General features: G+C 37.1%; 15 protein-coding genes. 6 read left to right on the top strand and 9 right to left on the bottom strand.

Features of this window, described 5'->3' with window-relative positions; genetic code table 11:
* Nucleotides 1-191 precede the first annotated feature (191 nt).
* The 9 genes from BLW28_RS10050 to dprA form a co-directional block, all read right to left on the bottom strand.
* Nucleotides 192-635 (bottom strand): hypothetical protein, encoded by a 444-nt coding sequence (locus BLW28_RS10050; protein ID WP_073220022.1) that lies wholly within the window; start codon nucleotides 633-635, stop codon nucleotides 192-194.
* 77 nt (nucleotides 636-712) lie between these two features.
* Nucleotides 713-1,933: a peptidoglycan DD-metalloendopeptidase family protein gene (locus BLW28_RS10045; protein ID WP_073220020.1), complete on the bottom strand. Its 1,221-nt coding sequence runs from the start codon at nucleotides 1,931-1,933 to the stop codon at nucleotides 713-715.
* A 29-nt stretch (nucleotides 1,934-1,962) separates the two neighbouring features.
* Nucleotides 1,963-2,736: a DUF3108 domain-containing protein gene (locus tag BLW28_RS10040; protein ID WP_073220016.1), complete on the bottom strand. Its 774-nt coding sequence runs from the start codon at nucleotides 2,734-2,736 to the stop codon at nucleotides 1,963-1,965.
* 150 nt (nucleotides 2,737-2,886) lie between these two features.
* Nucleotides 2,887-4,047 (bottom strand): 4-hydroxyphenylpyruvate dioxygenase, encoded by a 1,161-nt coding sequence (hppD, locus tag BLW28_RS10035; RefSeq protein WP_073220013.1) that lies wholly within the window; start codon nucleotides 4,045-4,047, stop codon nucleotides 2,887-2,889.
* Nucleotides 4,048-4,218: 171 nt separating this feature from the next.
* Nucleotides 4,219-5,376, bottom strand: a complete 1,158-nt coding sequence (locus BLW28_RS10030) for a homogentisate 1,2-dioxygenase (protein WP_073220009.1) — start codon at nucleotides 5,374-5,376, stop codon at nucleotides 4,219-4,221.
* A gap of 226 nt (nucleotides 5,377-5,602) precedes the next feature.
* Nucleotides 5,603-7,837, bottom strand: coding sequence for a patatin-like phospholipase family protein (locus BLW28_RS10025; RefSeq protein WP_073220006.1), 2,235 nt, complete (start codon nucleotides 7,835-7,837; stop codon nucleotides 5,603-5,605).
* A 116-nt stretch (nucleotides 7,838-7,953) separates the two neighbouring features.
* Complete coding sequence (gene uvrC / locus BLW28_RS10020; protein WP_394331662.1) at nucleotides 7,954-9,774, bottom strand: excinuclease ABC subunit UvrC; 1,821 nt, start codon at nucleotides 9,772-9,774, stop codon at nucleotides 7,954-7,956.
* 158 nt (nucleotides 9,775-9,932) lie between these two features.
* On the bottom strand, nucleotides 9,933-10,160 hold the full coding sequence (locus BLW28_RS10015; protein ID WP_073220000.1) for a hypothetical protein: 228 nt from the start codon (nucleotides 10,158-10,160) through the stop codon (nucleotides 9,933-9,935).
* Nucleotides 10,161-10,279: 119 nt separating this feature from the next.
* Nucleotides 10,280-11,380, bottom strand: coding sequence for a DNA-processing protein DprA (dprA, locus tag BLW28_RS10010; protein WP_073220041.1), 1,101 nt, complete (start codon nucleotides 11,378-11,380; stop codon nucleotides 10,280-10,282).
* A 95-nt stretch (nucleotides 11,381-11,475) separates the two neighbouring features.
* Between dprA and BLW28_RS10005 the strand changes: the two genes are divergently transcribed.
* The 6 genes from BLW28_RS10005 (at nucleotide 11,476) to BLW28_RS09980 (ending at nucleotide 16,494) form a co-directional block, all read left to right on the top strand.
* On the top strand, nucleotides 11,476-12,429 hold the full coding sequence (locus BLW28_RS10005) for an HU domain-containing protein (RefSeq protein WP_234946492.1): 954 nt from the start codon (nucleotides 11,476-11,478) through the stop codon (nucleotides 12,427-12,429).
* A gap of 158 nt (nucleotides 12,430-12,587) precedes the next feature.
* Nucleotides 12,588-13,097 (top strand): acyl-CoA thioesterase, encoded by a 510-nt coding sequence (locus tag BLW28_RS10000; protein ID WP_073219995.1) that lies wholly within the window; start codon nucleotides 12,588-12,590, stop codon nucleotides 13,095-13,097.
* 82 nt (nucleotides 13,098-13,179) lie between these two features.
* Nucleotides 13,180-14,052 (top strand): ATP-grasp domain-containing protein, encoded by an 873-nt coding sequence (locus BLW28_RS09995; protein WP_073219992.1) that lies wholly within the window; start codon nucleotides 13,180-13,182, stop codon nucleotides 14,050-14,052.
* A 143-nt stretch (nucleotides 14,053-14,195) separates the two neighbouring features.
* Nucleotides 14,196-14,621 (top strand): ATP-dependent zinc protease family protein, encoded by a 426-nt coding sequence (locus tag BLW28_RS09990; RefSeq protein WP_083540765.1) that lies wholly within the window; start codon nucleotides 14,196-14,198, stop codon nucleotides 14,619-14,621.
* Complete coding sequence (rimK, locus tag BLW28_RS09985; RefSeq protein ID WP_073219986.1) at nucleotides 14,618-15,490, top strand: 30S ribosomal protein S6--L-glutamate ligase; 873 nt, start codon at nucleotides 14,618-14,620, stop codon at nucleotides 15,488-15,490. Before BLW28_RS09990 ends, rimK begins: the two co-directional genes overlap by 4 nt.
* 2 nt (nucleotides 15,491-15,492) lie before the next feature.
* A complete protein-coding gene (locus tag BLW28_RS09980; RefSeq protein WP_073219983.1) occupies nucleotides 15,493-16,494 on the top strand; it encodes a succinylglutamate desuccinylase/aspartoacylase family protein in 1,002 nt (333 codons plus the stop codon).
* Nucleotides 16,495-16,496 lie beyond the last annotated feature (2 nt).

Here is a 16,496-nt window from a genome sequence, read left to right as displayed (position 1 = left end):
TGAGTAGTCTTTTTGGGTACGTTTCCTATACCCACTGTTTTCTGATGTTTTCATTACTCTAAGGTTTTAGTGTATCGCTATTTCAGGACGGGACATTATACCATAAAAAGAGGCGTTCGAATTAACGGACGCCTATTTTTATTAATACAACTCTGTGAAATTACGTTCACAGCTATTTCATCAATCAATTATTAAAACCAAAGATTCCAAGGAATTCTACTTAGCATTAACACTAAAGCGATACTGTAGAAAATAGATAGGGTTTTAAATTTTTTATGCGAAAGCAAATTCTTTTTATGTTTTGAATACCCAATTGTTATAAAAACGACTGCTAAAATCATAATAAGAGGGTGTTCAACCGCAAAAAGACGTGCGGTAGAATCTTTCATAACTGCAGCCATTCCCATATTTGTAATGCTGCTTAATCCCCAAACTGGTGAGGTAAAATACAAAACCAATCCAATTAATAATTGAATATGTGTTACAATAAGTCCAAAAAGGGAAATTCTGAAGTCTTTCGGCGCATATTCCCTTTTTGAAAAGAATGCGGCAAGCGCATTAATTGTTGCAAGTACGACAACAAGCAACACTAGATAAGCCCAATAGGAGTGGATAATTTGAATAGATCTGTCCATTTTTTCGTTGATTTTTTTAGATTTTCAAAGATAGCGTTTATAAACAAAAAAAACGTCAGGAAAGATTAGATGTATTTCTAGAACACAATACAGTCCAACTTCTCTTTTAACGGTGTTTGAATTGAAAAATAAGCATCGTGTAATTCTTTTGGAAGTGGTTTAGAAAATGGAGTATCATCCTGAAACGGATCTACCTCTTTACCGTGTTTCCAGAAACGATAGCAAACGTGCGGACCGCTTGTATTTCCGGTCATTCCAATCCAACCAATAATATCCCCTTGACTTACATATTGGCCAACTTTTACATTTCTAGCTTTCATATGAAGGTATTGCGTTTCGTAGGTTCCGTTATGTCGGATTTTAACATAGTTTCCATTACCACCTCTATATTCCGATTTAGTAACAACCCCATCTGCCGTCGCTAAAATAGGAGTGCCAATAGGCGCAGCAAAGTCAGTACCTCTATGCGGACGTACTTTGTATCCATAATATTTAATTCTTCGGTTAAGGTTGTATCGAGAAGATATTCTACTAAATTTAACTGGCGCTTTTAAAAATGCACGTTTCAAATTATTGGCTGCTTCATCATAATATCCAGAAATTTTTTCAGGAGAATCTATGTCAAATTTAAAAGCATATAACGGTTTTCCACGATGTTCAAAGTATGCTGCTTTTATTTCTTTCAAACCAGCAGGGATGGTATCGTCTATAAATTTTTCAGTATAAATAACCTTAAACCGATCTCCAGGCTGAAGTTTAAAAAAGTTAATAGTCCACGCATAAATGTTTGCTAATTGATCGGTCATGTAAGGGCTTAGGTTTTGCTCTTCCATTGTAGCTGATAGCGAACTGCTTATTACCCCTGAAGCTTCACGTTCTTCATATCGAACAGGTTTTTGACGATTATTTATAGAAATAGAATCGCGAAAATCAACGGCTGCATAGTCTATTTTGTTAGATTCATAGATAAAAACCTGCGTGGTATTGAGCGAATCTTTCGAATTAAGTAAAACATAAGGCTTGCCAACAACCATTCGGCGCACGTCGAAACTATCTCTAAACTTGGTTGCCACTTCCATGATTTTATCGTGAGAAACTCCGTTGGCAAAAAGTATATCACCAAAAGTATCGCCCGGTCTAATTGTATCACGAACTACATTAAAGTCGTTAAGTAAGTAACCGTATTGCTCTATTAAAATTTCGGTTTCAATTTCTGTTGGTTCGACTATTTCATCAGTATGATTTTCGCAAGCTGTAAAAAGTGAAATAAACAGTACAGCTATAAATAAATTCTTCAATGCAGGGGAATTTTCAGTATTATAAATTATTATTTTGCTATTATTTTAAATGAGTGTTTTAACCCTTTAAATTCCGACAAGGTTGCTTTAAGCGATCCCACGGCCAAATTAGCTTTAATAAGTAAGGGGATTTTATTATCGTCGTCACTTACCCACACAGTTAGACTCTCTTTTTCTTTAAAAACACGACCAGATTGCACATACGGTCGAAAGATAAGCGTATTAACCCGGCCAAAATTAGTGCTTAAAACTTCTCGACCAATAAACTTTAACTGGAATTTGAAGTTTTCTTTATCAAAAAACATATTCATTTCAATAACATCACCTTCTTTTATTGTTTTTGTGTCTAAATTATTTCGAAGGTAGTAGAAAGCAGAAATCATGTCCTGCGTTTCCTCAGGGAACGAGAAAACTGAAGTTTCATTGTGTTTTTTATCTTTTACTGTCGCCTTTTTTAGGTTATGGTCAAAATCTACTTCAATATCTTTAGTATATCCACCTTCGTCTATTTTTCGTATAAATTTATAAGGGATATTTTTTTCGCTATCGATGTAAGATTGGTAATCGTCTTCTACTTTAAAAAACCATCTTGAAACCCCCACTGTTTCTCCAAATCCGCGTACGTGATACACTTCTTTCCCTTTTAGGGTTTTACTTTCAACTCCAAGGGTTGCATAACCAGCGGTTACGAAACCATAATGGACTCTAAATTTAAACCATTCTCCATCGCCATAGGCCTCTTTTTGCCCAAAGGATATTGCGGTTATAAAAAGGAGTAAGAATATTGGAAGTATTTTTTTCATAAGAATAATAAGTTCTGTTTCGAAGAAAATTACAATTACTGTTCCAAAAAAATGACAACATGTTTTTTAAGCAAGAAGGGCGTAAGAAAAAGAACCAAAAGTCCTCGATTATTTTCTTACGCCCTAAAACTTTAATGTACGTTGAGTAAGTTACAAAGTACCTCTTTGGGCTTGCTCACGTTCAATTGATTCGAAAAGTGCCTTAAAGTTTCCTGCACCAAAGCCTTTTGCTCCCATTCGTTGAATAATCTCAAAGAACAGTGTTGGCCTATCTTGAACAGGTTTGGTGAAAATTTGTAAAAGGTAGCCTTCTTCATCAGCATCAACCAATATTGAAAGTTTTTGAAGCTCTTTGATGTCTTCTTTCATTATTTTCATATGGTCTCCCAATCTACGCGGAATATCGTCGTAGTATGCTTGTGGCGGAGGTGGTAAAAACTCAACCCCACGAGATCTTAAATCTGCAACGGTTTTAATTATATCGTCTGTAGCAACTGCGATGTGCTGAACGCCTGGACCTTCATAAAAATCTAAATATTCTTCAATTTGTGATTTTTTGACTCCTTTTGCAGGCTCGTTAATAGGAAACTTGATTCGTCCATTTCCGTTACACATTACTTTACTCATTAGCGCTGAATATTCTGTAGTAATTTGTTTGTCATCAAACGATAAGAAGTTCACAAAGCCCATTACATCTTCATACCATTTTACCCATGTATTCATTTCGCCCCAGCCCACGTTTCCAACCATGTGGTCAACAAATTTAAATCCTGTTGGCGCTGGATTGTAATCTGAGTTCCATTCTTTAAATCCAGGTAGGAATTTTCCGTTATAATTCTTTCTTTCTACAAACATGTGAACGGTTTCGCCATAGGTATAAATTCCGCTACGCACCACTTCTCCGTGATCATCCTTGTCTACCGTTGGTTCCATAAAGCTCTTGGCACCTCGTTTGGTGGTTTCTTCATAGGCGGCTCTAGCATCCTCGACCCAAAGTGCAATAACTTTTACACCATCTCCGTGTTTTACTATATGGTCGTTTATTGGGGATTTGCTATTTAAAGGAGAAGTAAGTACTAAGCGAATTTTATCTTGCTTGAGCACATAACTAACAGTGTCTTTTGAACCGGTTTCCAGCCCTCTATAGGCAAACGATTGAAAGCCGAAAGCTGTTTTATAATAATGTGCTGCCTGTTTGGCATTTCCCACATAAAACTCGATATAATCTGTTCCCAACAGGGGCAGAAAGTCTTCTGCTCCTTCAAAAATTTTTTCTAGGCCGTACTCGACCGACTTAATTTCTTTACTCATAATATTCAATTAAATGATTTATTAATTAGCGGAATAATACTAATCAAAAGATTAGATTACCTAAATCCAACAAACCGCTAAAATAGCTTATTATTTCTTTTTACCCGAACTATTAACTTTATTCAAGATTTTCAAAATATCTTAAAGTAATCAGTTATAAAACCATAAGGATTACTCCAACCAACTTTGATAATATGTTCCATCAGAAAGTTTCATTCCATCTTCAGTAACTTGTAAAGGTTTAAATGTATCGACCATTACGGCTAATTCTTCAGTTTCGGTTTTTCCTATACTTCGCTCCGCTGCTCCTGGGTGTGGCCCGTGCACGATTCCTGCAGGGTGCAGCGTAATCTGTCCTTGTTTAATGTCGTTTCGGCTCATAAAATCGCCATCTACATAATACAACACCTCATCGCTGTCGATATTACTATGGTTATATGGGGCAGGGATGCTTTCTGGATGATAATCGTATAAACGTGGCACGAAACTGCATATTACCATTGCGGTCGTTTCAAATGTTTGATGCACCGGTGGCGGTTGGTGTATGCGGCCTGTTATTGGCTCAAAATCGTGAATTGAAAAGGCGTAGGGATAGTTATAACCATCGTATCCGACAACATCAAAAGGATGCGTGGCATAGACCATTTCAAAAATATCGTCATTCTTTTTTACTTTTACCAAAAACTCCCCTTTTGCGTCGTACGTTTCCAATTGCTCAGGTTTCCTGATGTCGCGTTCACAAAATGGCGAATGCTCGAGCAACTGTCCAAACCAGTTTCTATATCTTTTTGGTGTGTAGATGGGTTGTCTCGATTCTACAATAAAAAGCCGGTTGTCTTCGGAATCAAAATCGATTTGATAGATAATTCCACGCGGAATCACTAGATAATCGCCGTACTTGAAATCGATATTCCCTAAGAAGGTGCGCAGTTTTCCGCTGCCTTTATGGATAAAGATTACTTCATCGGCATCGGTATTCTTATAAAAATAATCTCTTAGCGACTCCTGTGGTGCGGCAAGGATAATACTACAGTCGCTATTTGTGAGCACTGTTTTTCTGCTGCTAAGAAAGTCTTTTTCCGGTTTTATAGCGAAGCCATCAAGTCGTAAGGAAAGCATATTATTGGCACTTGCAATTTTTGGCGCCACGCTGTACTGTTTTTTAATTTGCTTTACTTGCGTTGGTCTGTGCTCGTGATAGATATTGCAATACATCCCGTCGAAACCTACGGTGCCAAAAAGTTGTTCGGAATATAGACTTCCATCTGGCTTACGGAATTGAGTATGACGTTTAGGTGGAATTTTACCTAGCTTGTGATAAAAGGGCATAATTTCAAATGTTTATCCCACAAATATCGAAAAAAATATCCTGATATCGAATAAATGGAATACTAAAAGAAGCTTACCCACAATGCACTTATAAAGATTACGTAAAGACAGTCTAGTGCAATATATACATTGACTATATTCTTAATAATTTTAGATAATTCGACGCAACGTAATAACGCATACGAACCAATTAAGAAAAAGAACAGGTTTTAAACTTCTGGAACTCTTAAAAACGATATCCCAACGCTACATACCATTCGCTTTCAGCAAGCTCAGGAGAATAGGAGTATTTAATTTCCATTGGGCCCAGAATGGTTTCTAATCCATAGCCTAAAGAATAGCCTGAATAATCTATACCATCAATCCATTTTCCATCTTCAAAAAGATCATTTCCTACGTTGGCAATATTAACTCCAGCAGTGATATGGTTTTTTTTGAAAATTTCGTAATCTAACGTTAGAGATGATTTGAGATACGTGTTCCCTCGAATTGAAATAGCATCATACCCCAAAAATGGAATAATGTTGTTCATTTCTTTAAATCCATAACCGCCGAGAGCAAAATCTAGTGTAGATGTTTCATTTCCTCCCAATTTAAACCCTCCTTCGGCAGTTATATGAGCTGATAAATCTTCATAAAATGTATAGGCATATCCCATTTTTGCTTTTGCAATAGAAAATGGTTCAAAATCTATATTCATTCCATGCGAAAAAAGATACCAGTGAAAATCGCCAGAGAAATATGCTCCTGTTTTTGGAAAGAAACTATTATCGTAGCTATCGTACTTTAAAAAACCATAAGCGCTGTAGTAATTGGTGCTTTCAAAAACTGTGCGAGGCAAGTTGTTTCTGTCGGTTCCGATGGTTTCGGATAAGTATCGCAAGTATTTATGTTCTGCACCACCACCTAACACAAAGGTTCTTCTAAAAGGAGTTTGAAAATATAATTGATTGGTAAAATCGCTATACTTTATAGACAATTTATTAATTGGTAAAGGTGTATCTATTGGAGCATCTACATTGACAAAACTAAGTGGCACACCTGTTTCAAAAAAATGGTACTTGGAGCTAAAACCTACACTCCAGTAATACCCTTTATCTATATAATAATCAAAATTATACCGAAGATTATCTCCAGCAATAAGGTCTAATGAAGCAATATCATTGTTTGTAAACAATCGCTTGCGTGTAATATTAACAAGAGCGGCTGTTCGAAATAAATCGTCATAATGTGCACCAAAGCGTAGGAACATTTGAGAAGTATTTTCTTCCAACTGAACCTTTAATTTGTTTTTACCTTGATTGTCGATAACAAACTTATAATTAATACTTTGGAAATTACCGGTAGCCGAAATATTATTAATACCATCTCTAAACTCTTTATAAGATAGCTTGGCGGGCGTTTTTAGTTTCAGCTTTCCCATTACATAACTTCTTGTATAGCGCTTATTACCATAAATTTCTACTTCATCTATGGTAACAGTATCCAGATTTTTAAAAGTTATTTGCTCCTTTTTTACAGGTTTCTGAAGTTGTGCAAGTTGCTTTAACTCTTCTTTAAACTTAGATGCGCTTTCTTCTCCCGAAGATACTATATTACGACCCGCATCGAAAGAAATTACACTAAAATCATTTATGTCTGGGTCGATGTATATATCTGTTTTTTTACGTTTATCGATCATATCGTGAATGGTTCGGTAGTTATTTACCTGAACCAAAACCTGAAAAGCAGATTGCAGTTTGTCTCGCGTTTTTAGACTATCTTGTACATCAACTCCAATAATTATGTCCATACCCTTAGCCCGGACCTCATCTACGGGGTAGTTGTTTACTACGCCACCATCAAATAACACCGTGTCATTAATTACTACTGGTCTAAAAAGAGATGGCAATGCGCCACTAGCAGATACGGCTTGAGGAAGATATCCTTTATCCAAAATCACCTCTTTGCCCGTTTCTACATCGGTTGCGACGCAAAAAAAAGGAATTGGTAATTTTTCAAAGTCTGAAACATCGCTCACGTGGTTTGTGAGTCGGGATAGCAAGTTATACAGATTTTGACCCTTTGAAAGCCCCGAGGGAATACCTATTTTAAAATTCTCAAAAGGTAAAATAAGCGCATATTTTTCAGACTCCTCCTTTTCGTAAAAAGTTTTAGAACCACGCGGAATTTCATCTTGAATTAAAGTTCTAAAGTTAGTTTGCGTAAAAATACTGTCTAACTGTTTTGCCGAATAGCCAGAAGCATACAAAGCCCCAATTATTGCGCCCATACTAGTACCACCAATATAATCTATTCTAACGCCAGCCTCCTCAATTACTTTTAACGCACCAATATGAGCTAAGCCCTTTGCTCCTCCTCCACTTAACACCAAACCTACTTTTAGGTCGTCTTTCTTTGTTTCTTGTGCTAAAGAAATGCCCGTAATTATTACGAATAGTATTAAGAGTAGTTTTTTCATTTATTAGTCTTTTAAAGTGACGTTGGATATTAGATATTAGGAGTCCGAATGCGCATTATAGATGTTATGTTGCATAACACTTATGGTATTTCTTAAATCTCAAATCTCACCACGTCTCACTCCTTTTTGGCAAAGTGTTGAATCAATTTTTTAGCTCTACTCGCTCCTACAACTTTTGAAAGTTCTTCAAAGCTGGCGGCGGCAATTCGCTTTTTACTTTTAAAATGCCCCAAAAGCTGTACAATCGTTTTCTCGCCAATGCCCGGAATTGTTTCCAATTCGGTATCTAAAGCTTGTTTACTGCGTTTACTTCGGTGAAAGGTAATTCCAAAACGGTGTGCTTCGTTACGTAATTGCTGAATAATTTTTAAAGTTTCACTTTTCCTATCTAGATAAAGCGGAATGGGGTCATCGGGATAAAAAAGTTCTTCTAAGCGTTTGGCTATTCCTATTATTGCAATTTTTCCTCGTAAACCCAATTGGTCTAAGCTTTTTAAAGCCGAAGAAAGTTGTCCTTTTCCCCCATCTATGATGATTAATTGCGGCAAGGGATGCTCCTCTTCAAGCAATCTTTTATAACGACGATACACCACTTCTTCCATAGACGCAAAATCGTCTGGACCGACAACAGTTTTTATGTTGAATTTTCGGTAATCTTTTTTGCTAGGCTTTCCGTTTTTAAAAACCACACAAGCAGCCACCGGATTGCTTCCTTGAATATTACTGTTGTCAAAGCATTCAATATGGCGAGGTTCTTCAGAAAGGCGGAGATCTTTTTTCATTTGTGCCATAATGCGTTTTTCATGACGTTCTGGGTCGACTATTTTGGCTTGCTTAAACCGATCCATTCTATAATATTTCGCATTTCGTTTAGAAAGATCCAGAATATGCTTTTTATCACCGAGTTTAGGAACGTGGGTTTTTATGCCTTCGCCCAAATCTATTTCAAAAGGAACATACACTTCTTTAGACAAGGAATTGAAACGCTGCCGAAGTTCTACGATAGCAAGCTGCAACAGATCTTCGTCGGTTTCATCTAATTTTTTCTTAATTTCTAACGTATGCGAACGGATAATAGCTCCGTGTGAAATTTGAAGGAAATTTACATATCCATACAGCTCATCCGAAATAATGGAAAACACGTCTACATTGTTTATTTTTGGGTTTACAACGGTAGATTTTGCCTGATAGTTTTCTAAAACATCTATCTTTTCCTTTATGCGTTGTGCTTCTTCAAACTTTAAATCGGAAGCCAATTGTTTCATTTGGGATCTAAACTTGTGAAGCGATTCTTTAAAATTTCCTTTTACAATATTTCGAATGGCATCAATATTCTCGTTGTATTCGTTTTCAGAAAATAAATCTTCGCACGGCCCCAGACAGTTTCCTAAATGATACTCCAAACACACCTTGAATTTTTCAGCTTTTATATTTTTTACCGATAAATCGTAATTACACGTCCGCAACGGATATAATCCTCGAATTAAGTCCATTAGAATATGAACGGTTTTCATATTGGTATAAGGACCAAAATACTCCGAACCGTCCCGAATTACTTGGCGTGTGGAAAAAACGCGCGGAAAACGCTCTTTCTTAATACAAATCCACGGATAACTTTTATCGTCTTTCAGCAACACATTGTAACGTGGCTGATATTTTTTAATTAAGTTGTTTTCAAGTAACAGCGCATCGGTTTCAGTTTCTACAACAATATGCTTAATCGTCGCTATTTTTTTAACAAGAATGCGCGTTTTATTATTGTCGAACGTCTTGGTAAAATATGAAGAAACCCGTTTTTTAAGATTTTTCGCCTTACCTACATACAGAATTTTACCTTCTTTATCATAATATTGATAAACCCCAGGCGAATCTGGAAGCGTTGAAACTTGCAGGGTTATTGAAGCATTGTCCATAGGTTCAAAGATACTTGATTGCATCTTTTATTTGAAATGATTTAGGAATGATTTAGCAATGAAAGCAGATAGCTCGGAATTAAGATTTAACTCCTTTTAAACAATTATTGATTGTCCGCAAAATACCATAAAGCTATGAATAACAACTTTGATATAAAGTCTCCAACAACAAATACTTCCATTTATTCTGCGTTAATCCGCTTGATTGGCGGGATATATTTCGCATTCTCAGATTTTTGTTTCCCGCTGATTTGCTTCGCCAGTTCGCTATCGCTCGAGTCGCAGATATTCGCAGGCCTTTTTACTGGTATGACAAAAAACGGATATACAAAACAATTATGAACTAAAGTAGCATAGGCTTTAAAACAGACTGAAAGCCTGTCACTTTCGTGAAATAGATCGTAAATCATTTAAGCTAACGTTTTCAGAAAACGAGTGAATTCGTGAAAATTCATGATCCCGAACCTTCGGAAGTGGCTATATTTATTAAAAGTTAAAGCTAAGCCCTCTAGTTTAGGCCCAATAGTCTTCAAACCAACTGAAACAATTTCCCTGGCAAGGGCCTAATCACACCTTTTAGCTCCATATTCATCAAAATAGTTGCCACTTTAAAAACTGGCAGGCTACATTCAAGGGCGATAACATCCAACAGTTCTTTTTCCTTATCTTTTAAAAACCGAAAGATTATTTTCTCTTCTTCATCAAGTTCAACAAAAAGCTGTGTTTGCCTTGGTTTTGAAGCCTCCTTTAACTCCCATCCAAGTTGATAAATAATGTCTGCCGCCGTGGTAAGTACTTGTGCTTTTTGTTGTTTTATCAAATTATTACAACCTTTACTTTGCGGGTCTGTTGCTCTACCGGGAAGTGCAAAAACCTCGCGGTTATAAGAATGGGCTATATCGGCAGTAACAAGGCTTCCACCCTTCTCTGCAGATTCTATAACAATAGTGGCTTCCGAGAGCCCAGCGATAACTCGGTTACGTTTTAGGAAATTCGTTTTGTCAAATTTGTCGCTACTCCAAAACTCAGTATAAAAACCTCCGTTTTCTTCAATTTTAGCAATGTATTTTTTATGGTCTTTAGGATAGATTTGATCTAAGCCGTGCGCCAAACAACCTATTGTTTGAAGCTTGTTTTCGATAGCCGCTTTGTGGGCACAAATATCTACTCCATACGCCAGCCCAGAAACAATAACAGGATTCAAAGGCGCCAATTCTTCAATAAGGTTTTGACAGAAAGCGTTTCCATAACTTGTTATTTTTCGAGTACCGACAATACTGATGATTTTTTTGTTGCCCAAATCGATGTTTCCCCGCTGGAAAAGTAAAACAGGGCCATCTAAGCAGTGCTTTAATCGCTCTGGATAATTTTTATCCTGAAAATAACTCCATGCCACTTTATTGTCTTCAATAAACTGAAGTTCTTCATCAGCCTGCTCCAGTTGCTGTTTCATGTTTATTTCCCTGAGACGCACTACCCCAATGCCATCTATTTTGGCGAGATTGCTTTTTTTCTCATTAAAAACTCCTTCAGCCGAACCCACTTTCCGCAGAAGTTTCTTAGCGGAAACGTCTCCCAAATTAGGTATTCGTTGCAAAGCAAGGGTATATCGAAGTTCTTGTTTAGACAGCATAGTCATTGAGTTTCAGTGGGGAGGAAATTTAAAAATACAATAATTTTTGTTGTTAATAAATTCCGAAAACAAAAATTGGATAGCCCTTAAAAATGGCTAACTTTGTTTCTATGCAACTTTCCACATACATATCCGATTTATTGTACCGTTACGAGTGCGTAATTATCCCTGGTTTTGGCGCTTTTTTAACGCGATATAGACCTGCGTCTATCGACGAAAACTCCAATACATTTAACCCTCCATCAAAGGTTTTGTCGTTTAACAGGCAACTTCAGGTAAATGATGGATTGTTGGCTAACTATGTTGCTTCAGTGGAAAAATGCAGCTATGAAAGTGCGCTTCAGAAAGTTCGCAATTTTGCTGCTCGTTTAATTTCAGAATTAAATTCGGGAAATACTGTTTCGCTTGATAAAATCGGAAAGTTCTCATTGAATGAAGAGCACTCTATCCAATTTGAGCCACTTCATAAACAAAACTTCAACACTGCATCATTTGGACTTGCTAGTTTTGTATCACCACAAATCAGTCGTAAAGTTGAAACGGAAACTGTTTCAACACAAGAGAAAGCACCTATTGTTCTATCTCCCGAAAAGAAAGGCACAAGACCTTATTTAAAATATGCCGCCGTTGCAGCGATTGCAATTCTAGCAACAGGTTTTGGTGGGATGAAGTATTATGAAGGCGAAGTTCAGAAGTATAATTTTGCAGAGCGCCAAAAAGCCAATTCCTTAATGGAAAGCCAAATTCAGGAAGCTACTTTTGTTATTGAAAATCCGTTGCCAGTTGTAAGCCTTCAACTTCCAAAAGAAATTGGCAAATATCATATTGTCGCTGGAGCTTTTAGAATGGAGGAAAATGCAGACAAAAAAATAGATCAACTACGCGAAAAAGGATATTCACCTATGAATATTGGAACCACCCGCTTTGGTTTACACCAAGTAGTTTATGCAAGTTTTAAAGACAGAATTGAAGCTTTAAATAAACTTCGGGAAATACAAAGTAGCGAAAATCCTGATGCTTGGTTATTAGTGCAAGAAGTAGAATAAAGCTCTTTGGCTTTCAACTATTTTATTAATTTGGAAAGTTTGTTTTTTGAGCGATGAGTCCTTGTATTTCAAAAAACGAATAAACCTCTTTTATTCTATAACTTTTTTCTCCCTGCATCTTTTTATAGTTCGGTATCTTTGCGAAAAAAACATTGAAAATGACAGCCAAAACTCCAAGTGAATCTGCCACTATAATAACCGACTTGGTTTTGCCAAGTGAAACCAATCCCATTGGAAATATGTTCGGTGGTGAATTATTAGCACGAATGGATCGCGCAGCAAGTATTGCAGCCAGAAGGCACAGCAGACGTATTGTAGTTACTGCTTCGGTAAACCACGTTGCTTTCAGCAAAATGATTCCTTTAGGAAGTGTCGTTACCGTTGAAGCAAAGGTTTCCAGAGCATTTTCTACTTCCATGGAAATATTTATGGACGTTTATATTGAGGACCGTGAAAGTGGCGAACGAAGCATTTCTAACGAAGCAATTTACACTTTTGTAGCGGTAGACGAGACAGGGAGGCCTGTAAAAATCCCTGAGTTAATTCCAGAAACAGCTATTGAAAAAGAACGTTTCGAAGCCGCACTTCGCAGAAAACAGTTGAGTTTGGTGTTAGCAGGAAAAATGAAACCAAGTGATGCCACAGAGTTAAAAGCTTTATTCAAATAGCACTGATTAACAACTGTTTAATTGTCGAAAACGACTATAAACCATATCTTTTCACACTTAATTGCAACTATAATAACCCGCTATGAACATTGCCATTCTCTCTCGTGGGGAAGCTCTTTATTCCACAAAAAGTCTTTTCAATGCTGGTGAAGCACGAAACCATACTATTGAGGTTTTAGACCCCTCATATTGCAATCTTGGGATTGAAAACGGAAGAGCCTTTCTTCAAGCTCAAGGCGAGAGAGTGAAAGACCTTCACGCAATAATACCCAGAATAGGGGCTTCAACAACTAATTTTGGCGCAAATGTGGTGAGCCATTTTGAAGCTATGGGAGTTTTCACTGTAGCTTCTTCTGCTGGAATTTTAAACAGTCGCAATAAATGGACTTCTTTTCAAATAATGGCTAAAAACCAAATTCCAACGCCTAAAACACTTTATACATCCTTCTTTGATTACGAACAACAATTGGCAACATTCAATGGAAAGCCAATTGTTATTAAACTATTAGAAGGAACGCACGGCGAAGGAGTTATTTTAACCGAAAGCCCACAAAATGCTTTGGCTACCGTTGAAACATTAACCGCAACAGGTGCAAAGTTTCTGCTTCAGGAATATATTGAAGAATCTAAAGGAAACGATGTACGAGCCATTGTTGTAGACGGCGTAGTTGTAGCTGCAATGAAGCGCAAATCGAAGGTTGGTGAATTTAGAAGCAATCTACATCGCGGTGGCACTTCTGAAAAAATAACCTTATCGATTGCCGAGGAGAAAATAGCTATAAGTGCAGCTAAAGCAATTGGTCTCGGATTTTGTGGGGTGGACATTCTGCAATCTAAAAACGGGCCATTAGTACTTGAAATCAATAGCACTCCTGGTCTTGAAGGCATCGAAAACACTTCAGGTAAAAACATTTCAAAAAGTGTAATTGGATATATTGAGAGGAATAGTCGGTAGTCAATACTTAAAATCGATAATAACCTGATTTTTTTGTTTCACTTTCATCGTTACTGTTTATTTTAATTTGATGCGATTAATTATTCGTGATTTGTCTTTTGAAACTTATATTATTTATATTGCAATAACCAAAAAAATTTATATTGAAAATAAGCATAGGAAGAATAGACAAAGCGGATTTTCCACAACTAAATCTGTTTGATATCGAAGTTAAAATCGATACTGGAGCTTATACCTCTTCTATTCATTGTAAGAATGTAAAAGTGGAAGACGGTTATTTAAAGTGTAATTTTCTTGACGAAGAGCACCCAAGCTATCACGAAAAGGAAATTATTTTTGACGAATACGATGTAAAAGTTGTAAAAAGCAGCAACGGTCAATCCGAACCCCGATATCGGATAAAGACCAAGATTATTCTTTTCGGAAAAACTCAAGATATATATTTAACCTTAAGCGACAGGGAGGAAATGCGGTTTCCAGTTCTATTAGGTCGCAATTTTTTGAGTAAAAAGTATATCGTGGATATTACCAAAACAAATCTTTCCTTCAAACTAAAGAACCAAAAATGAACATTAAGATATTATCTGCAAACGCAAATCTATATTCCACAAAACGCCTTGTTGAAGCTGCAAAAGCCCGAAAACACGATGTAGAAGTTGTAAATCACGCAAAATGCGACATTGTAATCGAGAAGAAAAATCCGGTTATAATGTATAAGGGGCATAAATTAAGCCATACAGACGCCATAATACCCCGTATTGGCGCTTCGGTTACCTTTTACGGAACAGCAGTGGTACGCCAGTTTGAAATGATGCACGTTTTTACTACAACCGAATCGCAAGCCTTAGTTCGATCTCGCGATAAACTACGAAGTTTACAAATTCTTTCGCGTGCGGGATTGGGATTGCCAAAAACGGTGTTCACGAACTACTCTAAAAACGTGAAGGAAATTGTAGATCAAGCAGGTGGAGCGCCTGTAATAATCAAGCTACTTGAAGGAACCCAAGGAATTGGAGTAATCTTGGTAGAAACCAGAAAAGCGGCTGAATCTGTTATCGAAGCATTTAACAACCTTCAAGCCAGGGTAATTGTTCAAGAATTTATTAAAGAAGCTGGTGGAGCAGACATTCGTGCTTTTATTGTTGATGGACAAGTAGTTGGAGCAATGAAAAGACAAGCCAAAGATGGTGAGTTTCGCTCCAATTTACACCGTGGTGGATCTGCTACCGTAATAAAACTAACCGATGAAGAAGAAACCGCAGCTTTAAAAGCAGCACGTGCTATGGGACTAGGAATCGCGGGTGTAGATATGCTGCAATCTGCTCGAGGACCACTCATTCTAGAAGTAAACTCTTCTCCAGGATTGGAAGGAATCGAATTAGCGACAGGTAAGGATATAGCAAACTCTATCATAAAATATATTGAGCGGAACGTATAATTATGGCAAAGAAAGAAGAACGTGACATTGTAATCTTAAACGAACGAATTGCCCTTGGTGAAAGCAGAAGGTTAGATTTCAGTATTGCTAAGCTCTATACTGCTACCAAGGTCGAAATTCCGATAATTATTGAACGTTCAAAAATTCCTGGACCTACAGTTTTAATTACTGCAGCAATTCACGGCGATGAAATAAACGGAGTGGAAATAGTTAGGCAACTAATTGCTCGAAAGTTTAACAAACCCAAGCGTGGCACTATCATTTGTATTCCAATTCTCAATGTTTTTGGATTTTTAAACGGAGACCGCTCTTTTCCTGATGGCCGTGACTTAAATCGCGTATTTCCAGGAACAAAATCGGGCTCACTTGCCAGTCGGGTAGCTTACCATTTTACAAAGAAAATTCTGCCACACGCCGATTACTGTCTCGATTTTCATACAGGTGGCGCTAGTAGGTTTAACGCGCCTCAAATACGTATTAAGCGTGGAAACGAAAGATTGTTAGAGTTGGCAAAAGTTTTTAATGCGCCATTTACGGTTTATTCAAACACCATAGAAAAATCATACCGAATTACGTGTCAGAAAATGGATATTCCAATTCTACTTTTTGAAGGCGGAAAAAGCCGAGAAAGCAACAAACATATTGTAAAAGAAGGGGTTGATGGGGTTCTGCGATTCTTGGATCATTTAGACATGTTGGGAAAAAGATTTATCGCCCCAAAACCAACTGAAAAAACAGTTGTAATAGAAAAAAGCAAATGGATTCGCGCTCAAAAAAGCGGTTTACTTCACGTAAAAGTAGAATGCAATAAACTCGTAGAAAAAGGTGAACTTTTGGCTACAATAACCGACCCGTATGGAAAAATGCGATTTAAGGTTTCATCGCCCCATGAAGGATATATAATAAATGTAAACCAATCGCCCATTGTAAATCAAGGAGATGCTATTTTTCATATTTCTACATTAAATACGTTGGGAACTGAAAATGAAGAGACGGAGGATTAGTT

Source organism: Aequorivita viscosa (genome assembly GCF_900106795.1).
Classification (GTDB): Bacteria; Bacteroidota; Bacteroidia; order Flavobacteriales; family Flavobacteriaceae; genus Aequorivita; species Aequorivita viscosa.
Note: the sequence above shows the minus strand (reverse complement) of the source record. Positions and strands in the feature narration are given on the sequence as shown.